Genomic DNA, 14,903 nt, shown 5'->3' with positions numbered 1-14,903 from the left:
ACTATAACCTGCAACCTTTTACCTGCAATCTACCTTGGGATTTCTATACCTTCCAAAATCTGGCGGATAATTTCATCGGCTGTTAAACCTTCCATTTCTCTTTCCGGCGACACGATTACTCTGTGTCTTAAAACTGCATAGCTTGCTTCTTTTATATCTTCCGGAGTTACAAAATCCCGTCCTCGTAATGCGGCAAAAGCTTTTGAGGCTGTCAATAAAGCCAAACTTGCTCTCGGAGACGCACCTAAATATAAAAACTGATTTTCTCTTGTATTGATGATGATTTTAGCAATATATTCCATCAACTGAGATTCTACAACAATTTCTTTTACCAGCTTTTGATAATTGTTTAACTGTTGTGCGCTTATGACAGGCTTTACCACGTCAGTTTTATCTTCCTGTCTGCTTTCATGCTGATTTTTTATGATCGAAATTTCCTGTTCAAGATTTGGATAACCAACATTTATTTTAAACAAAAAACGGTCTAATTGTGCTTCGGGAAGTCTGTAAGTTCCTTCATGCTCGATCGGATTTTGAGTAGCAACAACTAAAAACGGGGCATCCATTTCGTATTGTGTTCCATCCATCGTGATCTGTCTTTCTTCCATTACTTCAAACAATGCTGCCTGAGTTTTAGCCGGTGAGCGGTTGATCTCATCAATCAAAATAAAATTGGAAAAAATAGGTCCTTTTTTAAATTCAAATTCTGAATTTTTCACATTAAAAACCGATGTTCCCAAAATATCCGAAGGCATCAAATCTGGCGTAAACTGTATTCTGCTAAAGTCTACATCAATTGTTTTAGCCAAAAGCTTTGCGGTAATTGTTTTGGCAACACCGGGTACACCTTCTATCAAAACATGGCCATTTGATAGTAAAGCCGCCAAAAGATGCTCGATCATATCGTGCTGACCGACAATCACTTTTGCAATTTCAGATTTTACTTTTTCCAAACTCATACGAAGTTCTGTCATATCAAGTCTTGATTCAAATCTGTTTTCTTTATCATCTATATTAATAGGAATTTGAGATTCTGTATTTTGGTTTTCGAGGTTTTCCATAACTTCTTTAATTTTGTGAGCTCCGTAGGAGCGAAATGTTTGTAGCTTTATTTAAGTCTGTTTTGTGAGCTCCGAAGGAGCGGCGTTTAACTGTCGTAAAAATCAAAAAGATATTTTTCATCATATTGTATTTCAAATTTATTCAAAAGCTCAAGATATTCTTCCTTGAAATTTTTCTTTTTATGATGTTCTTCCTGATTTAGAATATAATTTACAACTTTATCAATCTGACTTTTTGAATAAGAAAATGCACCGTAACCTTCCTGCCAGTTAAATTTTCCATTCAGCCATTTTTCTTCATTGATGAATCTGGACGAATTTGCTTTAATATCTCGAATAAGATCCGGAATTTTAAAATTCAAAGTATTAAATCCGATAAGAAGATGAATATGATCAGGATTTGCATAAATAGCCAATAATTTTTGATTATTATTTTTAATAATACCGGAAATATACTGTTGCAAAACTTTTCTTTTTGAAGGGTCAATTAGATTTTGCCTTCCCTGTACAGCGAAGATAAATTGAATATAAATCTGAATATAAGTATTTGCCATTTCTGTTTCACTCCTACGGAGTTCTATTAAAAAAATATCTGTTTCTACAAATATTGCGCTCCTACGGAGCTCTTTTTTTCAAGCCTTTAATTTAAAATACCATCTAAAAGCTTATTCATCTTAGCTAAATCTTCCTTCATTACGCTTGCGTATGGATCTTGTGCTTTCTTTATCAAAGTTATAGCTTCGTTGATGATATCTAAACTTTTTCCTGTTTTCAATTGTAGCTTCTTTGCAAATTCTTCATCTAAACTTTGTGTATCAATCAAGAAATCAAGCCTTATTTTATTCAGGAAATACTGAGCTTTTTTCGCCATCATATCATGAAAATCACCTTCCTGCAGATAAAGATTTCCGATACTTTTCACAAAATCTACGGAAGTATTTTTTAGCGGCTCGATAATCGGGACGATACGTTGCTTTCTTTTAGCATTAAAAAATATAAACAAAACCAAGCCGCCCAATAAAAGCCACCAAGCGTATTTCAAGGCTGGATTGCTTAATATAAATCTCATAAAAAAACGAGATTCTTTTGTATTACTTTCTACAAACCAAACTGTTTCTCTATCCTGAAAATACGAAAAGACATCTTGCGCATATTTTATATTTCCGGATTTCAGAAGATAATAATTGGTAAGAAAAAGCGGCTCAGAATGTACATAAATATTTCCTTTTCCAAGTTTTGATTTTATAAAATTTACCTGATGAGAATTATCTTCTTCAACGGTTTTCCCTAAAACCTCAACGCCTGGTTTGATGTACGAAAAGCCTCTTCCTGAAGGGAATTTATCTAATTTAATAAAATCATTTAAATATTTTTTATCAGTCAGTTTCAAAACATTTTGATCAGCAAAAGAAATTTGCGAGTCGTAATAGCCAATACTGTCCGAAATATCTTTTGGTATCTGGCTCCCAATCAAAATAGCATCGGATCCTTTCGAGACTTCATCAAGAATTTTTTTCCACGAAACAACGTCGATGTCGCTTTCGATAACTAAAATATTATGTTGCTTTTTTTTATTCTGATTGTAATAATCGTACGGAGTAAGATCTACTTTTTTAAGATTGTTTTTAAATAAAAATTGTGCTTCCTGATTGAAAACGAATAATCCAAAAGGAGATTTCTGATCAACATCAAAATTTTTCCGCCAGTCTGTAACTTCTTTTTTATTAACTTCAAGCAACGCCAAAATCACCATGATAATGATGAAAATTATAGCATATATTTTGAAAGTTTTATTCATTATTTTCTAAAATTATGGTTTAAAAGACTGATAAAGCTCTTTAAATTTTAAATACATTTGCTCGTCAATACTGAACTCGCCGTACCAGACATAATCGAAAATATACGACAGATTTGAGAATTCGTTTTTTAAGTGATCTGCTTTCAGCTCGGCAACATAATCTTTATTTGTTTTTTCGGGATTCCAAAGGATGAGTTTTTTATCGCTGAGCTTTTTAAGGATAAATAAAAACTGGTAACGAACAGCCGAGCGGTAATCTTTTGCTCTTTCAAAAGACGCAATACTTTCAGGAAAATTGATTTCGTGAATATTTTCGTGTAATTCTTCTTCATTGATCGTCACTTTTTTATTCCGTTTTCCAAAAATGAAGTTTCCGTTTTTTCCTAAAAGAAATTTAATAATAAAATAAAGCAAAAATCCGACAAGAAGAATCGCAAATAAACGAATGATAACGGTCGTGATTTTGGCCGAACTTTCCAGACTGGTTTCTCCAAAAATAGATTGTATCAGTCTTAAAATTTTCCTTTGAAGTTTAGCCCAAAATGATTCTCTGGGTTTTGAAGTAGAATAATCGAATTCGTTTCCTTTGTATCTTGACGTAATATCTTCTTTAAAATTTTTGGGGTAAACTCTATTTTCGGAAACAGAATCTTTAAGCAAAACAGAATCTGCACGATACATATTTTTGTAATGTCCCGTGCTTAAAGAATCTTCCGCAAATGCTTCTACAACAGCCATGCTGTCATATTCCTGAGCATTTGAAGATGCTAAAGACAAAAAAGTAAACAGGAAAATAAAGAATCTATTCATTAATCCCAATCGTATCTATTTCAGCCAATTCTATTTTTTGATGAAAGTCTGTTCTGCTGTCGTAATACATCAATCCGGAATTAACGTACATCATATTTGAAAGGAAAAAAGATACCAACATCGATATTCCGTACACGACAAAAAACATGATTCCCATTGTTCCGGCAAACGGATTTTGTTCATAATTCCCGTCAGGAGCCGAAGTGAGGATTGATGTATAAAATAGAATCATCGGTATCATGGTGAAAATAGTTGTAATCACATATAAAATAATCGAAATAATGATTGTTGCGCCCCAATATTTCCAAAATGGTGATTTTTCTCTTCCGTGAGTATATGAAAACTGTGCTCTGATCGAATAGCTTAAGCTCTCAAAAAAACCTCTTTTGCTGTTGAAATAATCGTACATTAAAAATGTAATGACATTGAATAAAGTTGGAAAAACCAACAACATCAGGAAAAACCCTATAATAATCAATAGTAAAGCATATGAAATTCCCACTAAAATAAGCGACAAAGGCGTCACAATAAAAATCATTCCCAAACAAAGAATTCCTATTCTGCCGGCATTATTTTTAAAATCACTTAAAATATCATCGGTCCTGATTTTCTTTTCGCCTTCAGCTAATCTTTTCAAATAAAAAACCGGATAAAGATAATTGACGATCATTAAAACCAGAAAAAGCAGAAATGTGATGATTCCAACCACAATAAACATCCCTAAATTGTCTTGAAAATAGTTTTCAAAGTAAGTTCCGTTTCCGCTTATATTCGAACCAAAAAGCTGCATAAAAAGCTCTCTGAAACCAAAAATAAACACGACAACAATTAAGATCATCAGAAGCCCATTGAGCAGAATATAATTTTTAAAATAATTTTTACCGTATAATTTAAAAAAGCTGAAACTGTCGCTAATGAAAGCCCCAAAGTCCCTTTTTTTATAAAACTGCATGATTTGTAAGGATTTGGTTATTGATTTTTTTATTGACGATGTAAGGATACACAAAATAGTAAAAGCCTATAATGAATAAACATCCGAATATGATGATTAAATTTAAAATTTCAGGCATTTTCAGAGCATGTCTGGTAATGTAGCCTTCTATAATTCCTGCACAAATCGTAAATGGAATTGTGCTTAAAAATATTTTAAAAGAATCTTTTAAGCCTTTTTTTAAAGAATTAAACCTCGAAAAAGTTTTAGGAAATAAAATAGACGCTCCCAAAATCAATCCGCACATTGCTTCGACAACCATTGAAAAAATTTCAAATACACCGTGAAGCCAGATTCCTCTTGCGCTGTCTTTTAAAGCACCGTAATCATAGAAAAAATATTGAAACGAGCCCAACATTACAGAATTGGACAAAAGAACGTATAACGATCCTATTCCAAAGAAAATCCCGTAAATATATAGCTTTGCACCAACACCGATGTTATTAAATATAATTCCGATGGTGCTTCCCCAAGTTGAGCCGCTTTGATAAATACCAACCGCATTTCCGTTTTTAATATTTTCGATGGTGGTATTTACGTAGCTTTCACCTAAAATAATATTGGCAAAATCTTTATCATAAATTGCCGAAATAACGCCAATCAAAGTAAAAACAATAAAAAACAAGAAAGCATACATCAAATATCTTCTGTACTGATAAACTAAAAGCGGAACTTCAGTTTTAAAAAAATACAAAATCCTGTTTTCTTCTACTCTTTTTGTTTTGTATATTTTCTGGAAAATCTGAGAAGAAAGGTGATTAAGGTAAACCGTTGTATTACTTTTCGGGTAATACGTCTGGGCAAAAGAAAGGTCATTGACCAAGTTGATGTACAGCGAAGACAGGTCATCAGGATTTTTTTTGATTTTCCCTTGAATAACCTGTTCGATTCCCAACCATTTTTCTTTATTTTGTTTAATAAAATAAACTTCTCTCATAATTGTAAGGCTAAAATAATAAAAATTATGTCTCAAATTGCGATTAATACCTCACAAAATGTAAATATTAATTTTAACATTTCAAGTATTGGTGAAAGAATACTTGCTTTTATTATCGACACTTTGATAAAAGCGGCATACATTGTTATTACGTTTTATATATTTTTTAGTGTATTTGATTTGGGCTACCTTTTGGAAGGACTTGATCAATGGTCGCAAATGGCCATTTATATTGCCATTACATTCCCGGTTTACATTTATCCTGTCGTTTTGGAAAGCTTAATGGAAGGCCAAACTCCAGGAAAAAAAGTGATGAAAATTCGGGTTGTAAAAATTGATGGTTATCAGGCCAGTTTCGGAGATTATCTGATCCGTTGGGTATTCCGGGTGATTGATGTTTCTTTTGCCGGGATTGTTGGTTTGATTTCTATGATCGTTTCTAAAAATAATCAGCGTTTGGGCGATATTGCTTCGGGAACGGCTGTTATTTCTTTAAAAAACAATATTAATATTTCCCACACAATTTTAGAAAACCTTCATACAGATTATGTGCCTACTTTTCCGCAGGTGATTGCATTGAGTGATAACGACATGAGAATTATAAAAGACAATTATCTTAAAGCTTTGAAAATCGACGACCGACAAATCATCAGCAAACTTTCAGATAAAATAAAAGGCATTCTAAAACTGGAAATTGATCATACAAAAATGACGGAAAGACAGTTTATCGGAATTATTATTAAAGATTATAATTATTACACAGGAAGGGAATAATTTTTACAATTTAATGCAAAACATTAGATTTAACTGATTCGCTTTTTCATATTTCCGACTTCAATTATCTTCCGTTCGGTTCAGATTTTGTATCTTTCTAGTAAATCAGTTCTTATGAAATTTGAAAATAATAAATCAGGAAACGGCGGCGTTATTACCATTAATAATGAAATTAAAGAAGTCGGAAGGCTTACTTACACGATATTCCCTGAAGAAAATAAATTAGTCATATCTTTTGTGCTTGTTCATCCTGAATTTGAAGGCCGTGGAATGGGAAAATATCTGGTCGAAGAAGCCATCAAGTTTTCAAGAGAAAACAACTGGAAAATTTACCCACACTGTTCGTATGCAAGATCTGTAATGAGACGCATGAATGATGTGGAAGATATTTTATTGGAACGTTAAAACGTCATTCAGAATAATATCTTCAATATCATCAGGATAATCCACGCGAAGATGCTCGTCCGATTCTACCCATCTTTTTATTTCTTCCCTGTCTAAAATTTTAGAATTGGGAACGCCCATTTGGTCCAAAGCACAAGCATTGCATTCCTGCTCATATTGATGTTGTATAGGAATTACAAAAAGTTTTTTATCCATAAAAAGAGCTTCGGCAGGACCTTCAAAGCCGGCATTACAAAGAATTCCGTTGCAATTTTCGAAACATTCCAGAAAGTGAAGTTCATCAATTGAAAAAATTTCAACGTTTTTTATTTTAACATGAAGTTTAGCATATTTGGAAAATACTTTCCATTCAACCGGAATTTCGGACAGAACCTTAATGATATTTTCATCAGAAAAACTAGGCAGATAAACAACATAAAAACCTTTTTTATCAGGATTTAAATTCCTTATTTTTTTTCTGATAACCGGCTTTTTAATTTGAGAATGATAATTTTCAAAATGAAAACCAATTTTATGTTTACTTGGAGCATAATTTTTTAAGACAAATTCTCCTAAAAAATCTTTGTGTTTCGGCTTTGGAGTTTCTTTAAAGCTCATCGAAGCCTGATGACTCAACTCAAGCATTTTTACATTCTTAAGCTTGCAAGCCCAAGCCGTTAATGGCTCGTAATCATTGATGATCAAATCGTAATGCTTTAATTTAATTTGGCTGATCGTCTGAATAGCTTTGAGGAAATCATTTTCAAAAAGTATTTTTTTATATGAAATTCCGCCAGTTTTGTTGTAAAGAAGAGAAATCCCTTTATGCTTAAAATCTATAGGAAAATCTGTATTCAATTGAGACTGATGCCCGCTGATCAATGTATCGACCGATGCATACTTTTTTAAGATCGGAATAATCTCCTGCGCTCTGGCCACATGCCCGTTTCCTGTTCCCTGAAATGCATACAATACTTTCATATCACGCAAATTGAGTAACTATTTTCAGAAGCTCAGAATTATTCATATCCTGAATTTCTTCGGTTTCATCATCGTTTAGCAAATGTTTATGATCTTCATAATAAAAGATCTTCCATTCGCCGTTATTATATTCCAAAGCTGAAAGATTTTCGATCCAGTCGCCGGAATTTAAGTACGTACAAGAACCTTTTTTGTTGACAACTTCCCTAATTTGAGGCTGGTGAATATGCCCGCAAATTACATAATCATATTCGTTATCAATGGCAAGTTCGGAAGCCGTTAGTTCAAAATCACCAATATATTTGACTGCTTTTTTAACGTTGTTCTTAATCTTCTTTGAAAATGAATATTTTTCTTTGCCCATTTTCTCTAAAAACCAATTGACAACGTTATTAATTACAATTAAGAAATCATACCCTTTTCCGCCCAACTTTGCAATCCATTTTGAATGCTGAACCGAAGCATCAAATACATCTCCGTGAAAAATCCAGGTTTTTTGATCATTAAGATTTAAGAAAAGCTTGTTACATACTTTTAGTTTGCCCAACTCAAAATCGGTAAACTTCCGGAACATTTCATCATGATTTCCCGTGATGTAATAGACTTCGGTATTTTTGGTGGCAAAAGAAAGAATCTTTTTTATCACCTTCAAATGAGGCTTAGGGAAGTAAGACTTTTTAAATTGCCAGATATCGATAATATCACCATTTAAAACTAAAGTTTTCGGTTGAATAGAATTCAAATATCTTAACAATTCTTTAGCCTTACATCCGTAAGTTCCCAAATGCACATCCGAAATGACAACCAATTCAACGTTTCTCTTCATAGATGATTTTATGCAAAGAAACTAATTGAAAATGAACTGTATATGAATGCTATATTATGTTTTACAGAGATTCCAGCAACTCGTCAGTGATTTCCATGTTGTGATATACGTTCTGTACATCATCATCTTCCTCAAAACGGTCAAGCATTTTCATATTTGCTTTAAACTGTTCTTGAGTTACCTCTTTGATATTGTTTGGAATTCTTTGAAGTTCCGCACTTTTCACCTCAATTCCCAATTCATCCAATTTGTGAGAAAGAGATCCGAAGTCTTCAAATGCAGTTGTGATCATCACTTCATCTTGATCTTTATCAATATCTTCTGCTCCGCCATCGATCATTTCCATTTCAAAATCGTCCCAATCCATCTTGATTTGCGTCATATCAATACTGAAAATACCTTTTCTGTCAAAGATGAAAGCAAGCTCACCATTTTTCCCTAAATTCCCGTCAAACTTATTAAAAATAGCTCTCACGTTGGCAACCGTTCTTGTTGTATTGTTTGTTGTACATTCAACAAAAAAAGCGACACCACCTTGGCCGTATCCTTCATAAGTGATCTCTTCATAGTTTTCTGCATCTGCACCACTTGCCTTTTTAATCGCTCTTTCAACGTTATCTTTTGGCATATTGGCACCTTTCGCATTTTGAATGCATCTTCTCAACGCAGGGTTGGCTTCAGGATCTGAGCCTCCAGCTTTTACGGCTAATGCAATGTCTTTACCTATTTTAGAGAAAGTCTTGGCCATTTTATCCCAACGGGCCATTTTAGAAGCTTTTCTATATTCAAATGCTCTTCCCATTTTTATATTTAAATTTTCACAAAATTACTTAAAATGAACAATAAAAAAAATACCCCCAGAAAACTGGAGGTATTTATTATTTAGAAAAATTAATTATTTTCTTTTTTTAGTAGATTTTTTCTTAGCTGGAGCTTTCTTCACTGGAGCATCTTCGTAATCTCTTTTCTTGATTGCGTTCCACTCGTCCATGTTTTCGATAGCTTTTACAACTACTTTTCTGTCTACTTGTCTTTCAGCGTCAGAAGCTTTTTCAGAAACTGTAGCTTTAGATTCACCAACACCTACAGATTTAAGAGCATTAGCATCTACACCTCTTGCATCTAAAGCAGCAACTACAGCAGCAGCTCTTTCTCTAGATAACTTCAAGTTGTAAGCTTCAGATCCTTTAGCATCAGTTCTACCTTCTAATAGATAGTTACCGCCATCTTTCTTAATAAGATCTGCAGCAGAATCTAGAGCATCTTTAGACTCAGGTCTGATTGTAGCTTTGTTGAAATCAAAGAATACGCTTCCTAATTTAGTTTCAACCTCAATAGCAGTTTGCTCCTTAGGCTTAGGACATCCGTTGTATTCTGGAAGACCTGGAACAGTAGGACAAGCATCATCTTTATCTAAGATACCGTCACCGTCTGTATCTGGCCAAGGACAACCATTGTTTTCTGCAGGACCTGCAACTGTAGGACAAGCATCATCTTTGTCGATTACACCGTCACCGTCTGTATCTGGCCAAGGACAACCGTTGTTTTCAACTGGACCAGCAACATCTGGACATTGATCGTCTTTATCAGGAACTCCGTCTCCGTCAGTATCAGGACATCCTTGGAATTCTGGTAAACCTGGTGTATCTGGACATAAATCGTCTTTATCTAAGATACCATCCTTATCTCTGTCTCTGTTTCCGAATCTAAAGTTCAAAGAAGCGGAAGCTTGCCAGAAGTTAGCAACTGTAGATTTATCGCCTGGAGTTGAAACATAATCTCCTTGAACACCAAGACCGAAGTTCTTAGTCAACCAGAAGTTGATACCAGCACCTGTAGCAACTGTAAAGAAGTTAGCTTTACCGTTCTCATTACCGTTTTCTCCGTTTGAAATCATTTCAGCAGGGCTTCCATCGATGTAGCTCTGTCTTGGGAAAGTAAGAGAAGTGTAGTCATGTCTCAAATAGTTAGCACCTACTCTTAAGTAAGGGTCAAACCAAGACTCTTCGTCCCAGATAAGACCAGCTGCTTTAGCTTGAAAACCAAGACCTGTCATTAACATGAATTCTTTCCCCATGTTGAATCTTTTGTTATCAACATTACCAACAGTAGTTTGCCAGTCGATTACCAAACCTTTACCAATATTTCTAGCAACTGTAAGCTTTGATAATGGTGGAGTGATAGAGAAGTTGTTCATATTGAACATATTCTTCGTTAAATTTTTAGCAGAAAACGTGTTGCTGAAGTTACCACGTTGTGCTGTATGGTTTTCCGCATGAGCACCAACCCCGATCATCCACGGATTGTTGGTAGTCTGGGCGAAAACAGTAGAAGCAACTGTAAGTGCCAATACTGAAATTCCTAATTTTAGATTTTTCATAGAATTAAATGATTAAATAATTGATAATGCAAAATAAATATAATTTTTCTTTAAAAACAAAGTTTTCAGGATGATTTTTAACTTTTCTTTAATATTCTATCGAGTGTGCGTTTATTTTCTCTGTCTTTTATTGTCTCTCTCTTATCGAAAAGCTTTTTACCTCTGCCTAATGCTATAAGCACTTTAGCCTTGCCTCGATCGTTTATATATAGTTTTAGAGGTATTATAGTATTCCCTGCGTCCTTTAGTTTTTTTTCGAGTTTTAACAATTCTCTTTTGTGCAACAGCAATTTCCGTTCCCTTTTTGTTTTATGATTATAAAATGTTCCCAGCTTATATTCATCAATCATCATATTAATAATATACAATTCTCCGTCAATAAACTGGCAGAAAGCTTCTGTTATAGAGGCTTTCGAAGAACGCAAAGATTTTATTTCAGTACCGGTAAGCACCATTCCGGCTTCCAGTTCTTCCATGATTTCGTATTCGAATCTTGCTCTTTTATTAAATATATTGACTGTTTTCTCGATCTTCATATGTTAAAATTTCTTTCAAGTATATACAAAAATGCTTCCATTTAAAAACTTGAATATTACATTATTATAAATTACCCAAATTCTTTTCGTAATTTTGCGCCAAATTTACAAAACTATATGTTAACAGTATCTAACTTATCTTTACAATTCGGGAAAAGAGTTCTTTTTGACGAGGTAAATATTATGTTTACCAAAGGAAACTGCTACGGAATCATCGGAGCAAATGGTGCAGGAAAGTCTACATTCCTTAAAATATTAACAGGAAAACAAGACCCAACAACAGGACACGTATCTTTAGAACCTGGAAAAAGAATGTCAGTTCTTGAGCAGGATCACTTTGCTTATGATGAATTTACTGTTCTTGAGACTGTTTTGAGAGGAAACAAGAGATTATTTGAGATAAAAGAAGAGATGGACGCTTTATACGCTAAAGAAGATTTCTCTGATGAAGACGGTATCAAAGCAGGTGAATTGGGCGTAATTTATGACGAAATGGGCGGTTGGAATTCAGAATCTGATGCGCAAACCATGCTTTCAAATGTTGGCATTAAAGATCATATGCATTGGCAAATGATGGGCGAACTTGAGAATCAGGACAAAGTAAAAGTTCTTTTGGCTCAGGCTCTTTTCGGAAATCCTGATGTATTGATTCTGGATGAACCTACCAATGACCTTGATATTGATACAATTTCTTGGTTAGAAGATTTCCTTGCAGATTACGAAAACACGGTAATCGTTGTTTCTCACGACCGTCACTTTTTGGATACGGTTTGTACGCACATCGGTGACTTAGATTATGCTAAACTTAATCTTTATACAGGTAACTATTCTTTCTGGTATCAAGCTTCTCAATTAGCGACGAGACAAAGAGCTCAGGCTAATAAAAAAGCGGAAGATAAAAAGAAAGAACTTCAGGATTTCATCGCAAGATTTAGCTCAAACGTTGCAAAAGCTAAACAGGCGACTGCAAGAAAGAAAATGATCGATAAACTAAACATCGACGATATTAAGCCTTCTTCAAGAAGATACCCTGCCATTATTTTCGAAATGGAAAGAGAAGCTGGTGATCAGATTTTGGATGTAAAAGGTTTAGAAAAAACGAAAGACGGAGAATTATTGTTCTCAAACATCGATTTAAACCTTAAAAAAGGTGATAAAGTTGCTGTTTTGTCTAAAAGCTCATTGGCAATCACAGAATTTTTCGAGATTTTAGCCGGAAATGTTCAACCAGACAAAGGAACTGTCGCTTGGGGAGTTACGACAAACCAATCTCACATGCCTTTAGATAACACCAAATTCTTTCAGGAAGACATCAGTTTGGTTGATTGGTTGAGACAATTTACTAAAAACGATGAAGAACGTCACGAAGAATTCATGAGAGGATTTTTGGGAAGAATGCTATTCTCTGGTGATGAAGCTTTGAAATCTTGTAAAGTGCTTTCAGGAGGTGAAAAAATGAGATGTATGTTCAGCAGAATGATGCTTCAGAAAGCAAATGTTCTTTTGCTTGATGAACCTACAAACCACTTAGATCTTGAAAGTATTACGACTTTGAACAACTCTTTGTCAAACTTTAAAGGAAATCTTTTATTGTCATCACATGACCACGAAATGCTTCAGACAGTTTGTAACAGGATTATCGAATTGACTCCAAACGGAATTATCGACAGAGAAACGACATACGACGAATATCTTGCGGATAAAAGAGTAAAAGAATTAAGAGAAAAGATGTATTCTTAAAAATAAAGATTTAATCTTAAAAAAACAAAACCGTTCAATTTCTTGAGCGGTTTTTTATATTAAAAATTTCAACTAAAAACCTTTTCCGAAAAACATCGGAAAAGGCTCACCAAAATTATATTATAAAAACTATACAATAAATAATGAAGCAATAGCCGTTGCTTCAGCACCTGTAAGAATCTCATCATAAGCCGCAGATCCTGCCGCCGCTCCAAAAGCATTTGCCGTATTGAAACCTGCTTGTACCGTAACATCTTCCCCTGCATAAACAGCGTTGGTGGCAGCTGGCATATTTCCGCCGTTCGCCAGTTCGATCCAGCCTTTATTGGCCCTCATTCTTCTCACCATAGAAGCATGTCTCGCCTCAACCGAATGGATCTGCAATGCAGCCTGCAAAACAGCTCCGTTTGACATTACATTTCCTGCTTGTCCTTTGTACGCCCTTACGCCGGTATCTTCAAAAGCCTGTGCCAAAACAAGGAATTGCTGATAATCATTAAATGGCATAAAATTACCTCCAGCCGTAAAATCAAAAGTAGGTTTTGCTACAGGAGCAGTTCCTAATGAATTGAGCGTGTTTTTCAGAAAAGAAACATGCGCTGCTTCATGTTTCGAAATCTGCATAAAAACAGTCCGGTCTGCGGTAGGAATTAAATTCGCTGTGTTAAGTCCGATTCTATAATATTCATCTTCCAAATATTCTAAAGTCAATGCAAGTTGCAAAGCATCTGTAAGCGCGCTTTTCATCGCAAGACCTGTATCGGGCGTTGTAGTTTCAGCTTTTGCCGAAGTAGCCATAAAGCTTCCTAATCCTAAAGGTAAAGCCGCAACAGCCGCTTTTTTACCAAATGAAGATATATCTGTAAGACTTTCCAATCTCGACGTCTGTTTTGTAAAAAATGAATCGTCAGAAAGTTTATCTAATAATTTAAGAATGTTCATAATAATAAGATTTTTGAAATGAATAATTTAGTTAATGCCTCTTTCTTTCCAGGTAAATGGAGTTTTAATAAATCCTCCTGCTGCCATTACGATATCTGCAGGTTCTTTAGCAACATCCAGCCCGTTGGCATCAATCACATCATCACCTGAAAAAGCCGCCGTACCGGGATTAATAAGATCTCTGATTGCAGAAGCATGTCTCGCTTCTACCGAAACAATTTTACCGGCAAGTACCAGATAAGCAGGATTTGTAATATACTTTCCTGCTGCGTTATACGCTGCAACTCCGGTATCTTCTAAGGCTTTTGCTGTTGCTAAAACAGAATTTCTGTCATTGAAATTCACGTTTGGATATTGAAATTCAAGTGTTGGCAAAACGTTAGGTGTCGCACCGGAAATCGCTGCTTTGAAAAAATCTCTGTGAATGACCTCATGATGATACAAATCTATAAGAACTTCTTTTTCTTTAGTCGAGATATTTGCATAAAAATTATTGACCACTTTGGTGTAAAAATCGGCTTCCAATTGTTCAAGAGCGTATGCATAATTTAAAACTCCTACATCGCCGGTTCCCAAATCAAATATTTTATTATCATTGTATTCAAAATCATCGTCTTCGCAGCCTACCAAAGTAAGCCCCGCAGCGACAATACCAATGCCGCTTAGTTTTAAAAAGTTTCTTCTGCTGGTATCCAGAGTGGCTCCCTGGCTGGAAACATTGACTGTTTTTTTCATAATATTAT

The 14,903-nt window shown here is 34.6% G+C and carries 16 protein-coding genes; 3 read left to right on the top strand and 13 right to left on the bottom strand.

The annotated features are described in order from the left end of the window. Positions 1–29: 29 nt before the first annotated feature. From AC6CHK_RS03690 to AC6CHK_RS03665, 6 genes are all read right to left on the bottom strand, one after another. Complete coding sequence (locus AC6CHK_RS03690) at positions 30–1,061, bottom strand: AAA family ATPase (RefSeq protein WP_498093644.1); 1,032 nt, start codon at positions 1,059–1,061, stop codon at positions 30–32. 86 nt (positions 1,062–1,147) lie between these two features. After that, positions 1,148–1,615 carry a transposase gene (locus tag AC6CHK_RS03685; protein ID WP_498093642.1) on the bottom strand — a complete coding sequence of 156 codons (468 nt, stop codon included), beginning with the start codon at positions 1,613–1,615 and terminating at the stop codon, positions 1,148–1,150. A gap of 86 nt (positions 1,616–1,701) precedes the next feature. Beyond that, positions 1,702–2,859 (bottom strand): DUF4350 domain-containing protein, encoded by a 1,158-nt coding sequence (locus AC6CHK_RS03680; RefSeq protein ID WP_498093640.1) that lies wholly within the window; start codon positions 2,857–2,859, stop codon positions 1,702–1,704. 12 nt (positions 2,860–2,871) lie between these two features. Continuing rightward, the gene (locus AC6CHK_RS03675) at positions 2,872–3,669 is read right to left on the bottom strand and encodes a DUF4129 domain-containing protein (protein ID WP_498093638.1); all 798 of its coding nucleotides are present in this window, start codon (positions 3,667–3,669) and stop codon (positions 2,872–2,874) included. Beyond that, entirely contained in the window at positions 3,662–4,621 is a 960-nt protein-coding gene (locus AC6CHK_RS03670) for a DUF4013 domain-containing protein (RefSeq protein ID WP_498093636.1), read from the bottom strand. Before AC6CHK_RS03670 ends, AC6CHK_RS03675 begins: the two co-directional genes overlap by 8 nt. Further along, the gene (locus AC6CHK_RS03665) at positions 4,608–5,597 is read right to left on the bottom strand and encodes a stage II sporulation protein M (protein ID WP_498093634.1); all 990 of its coding nucleotides are present in this window, start codon (positions 5,595–5,597) and stop codon (positions 4,608–4,610) included. Before AC6CHK_RS03665 ends, AC6CHK_RS03670 begins: the two co-directional genes overlap by 14 nt. 27 nt (positions 5,598–5,624) lie before the next feature. On the opposite strand from AC6CHK_RS03665, the gene AC6CHK_RS03660 reads away from it, so the two are divergent. Both AC6CHK_RS03660 and AC6CHK_RS03655 read left to right on the top strand, forming a co-directional pair. Beyond that, entirely contained in the window at positions 5,625–6,371 is a 747-nt protein-coding gene (locus tag AC6CHK_RS03660) for an RDD family protein (protein WP_498093632.1), read from the top strand. Between the two features lie 114 nt (positions 6,372–6,485). Further along, a complete protein-coding gene (locus AC6CHK_RS03655) occupies positions 6,486–6,776 on the top strand; it encodes a GNAT family N-acetyltransferase (protein WP_498093630.1) in 291 nt (96 codons plus the stop codon). Here the strand turns inward: AC6CHK_RS03655 and AC6CHK_RS03650 are convergent. From AC6CHK_RS03650 to smpB, 5 genes are all read right to left on the bottom strand, one after another. Next, positions 6,762–7,736: a glycosyltransferase family protein gene (locus AC6CHK_RS03650; protein WP_498093628.1), complete on the bottom strand. Its 975-nt coding sequence runs from the start codon at positions 7,734–7,736 to the stop codon at positions 6,762–6,764. The two genes, AC6CHK_RS03655 and AC6CHK_RS03650, sit on opposite strands and share 15 nt — an antisense overlap. Before the next feature lies 1 nt (position 7,737). After that, positions 7,738–8,562, bottom strand: a complete 825-nt coding sequence (locus AC6CHK_RS03645; protein ID WP_498093626.1) for a UDP-2,3-diacylglucosamine diphosphatase — start codon at positions 8,560–8,562, stop codon at positions 7,738–7,740. Positions 8,563–8,623: 61 nt separating this feature from the next. Continuing rightward, a complete protein-coding gene (locus AC6CHK_RS03640) occupies positions 8,624–9,364 on the bottom strand; it encodes a YebC/PmpR family DNA-binding transcriptional regulator (protein WP_498093624.1) in 741 nt (246 codons plus the stop codon). Positions 9,365–9,457: 93 nt separating this feature from the next. Next, positions 9,458–10,942, bottom strand: coding sequence for an OmpA family protein (locus tag AC6CHK_RS03635; protein WP_498093622.1), 1,485 nt, complete (start codon positions 10,940–10,942; stop codon positions 9,458–9,460). Positions 10,943–11,019: 77 nt separating this feature from the next. Next, positions 11,020–11,478, bottom strand: a complete 459-nt coding sequence (smpB, locus tag AC6CHK_RS03630; protein ID WP_498093620.1) for an SsrA-binding protein SmpB — start codon at positions 11,476–11,478, stop codon at positions 11,020–11,022. A gap of 117 nt (positions 11,479–11,595) precedes the next feature. Here smpB and AC6CHK_RS03625 point away from each other — a divergent pair, with 117 nt between their 5' ends. Further along, positions 11,596–13,218 (top strand): ABC-F family ATP-binding cassette domain-containing protein, encoded by a 1,623-nt coding sequence (locus AC6CHK_RS03625; protein WP_498093618.1) that lies wholly within the window; start codon positions 11,596–11,598, stop codon positions 13,216–13,218. 129 nt (positions 13,219–13,347) lie between these two features. Here the strand turns inward: AC6CHK_RS03625 and AC6CHK_RS03620 are convergent, their stop codons facing one another. Both AC6CHK_RS03620 and AC6CHK_RS03615 read right to left on the bottom strand, forming a co-directional pair. Next, positions 13,348–14,160 (bottom strand): ferritin-like domain-containing protein, encoded by an 813-nt coding sequence (locus AC6CHK_RS03620; RefSeq protein ID WP_498093616.1) that lies wholly within the window; start codon positions 14,158–14,160, stop codon positions 13,348–13,350. Positions 14,161–14,187: 27 nt separating this feature from the next. Continuing rightward, complete coding sequence (locus tag AC6CHK_RS03615; protein ID WP_498093614.1) at positions 14,188–14,895, bottom strand: ferritin-like domain-containing protein; 708 nt, start codon at positions 14,893–14,895, stop codon at positions 14,188–14,190. Positions 14,896–14,903 lie beyond the last annotated feature (8 nt).

The sequence above is a fragment of the Chryseobacterium sp. GQ58 genome (assembly GCF_059758895.1).
This window is presented reverse-complemented; position numbering and strand designations above follow the sequence as displayed.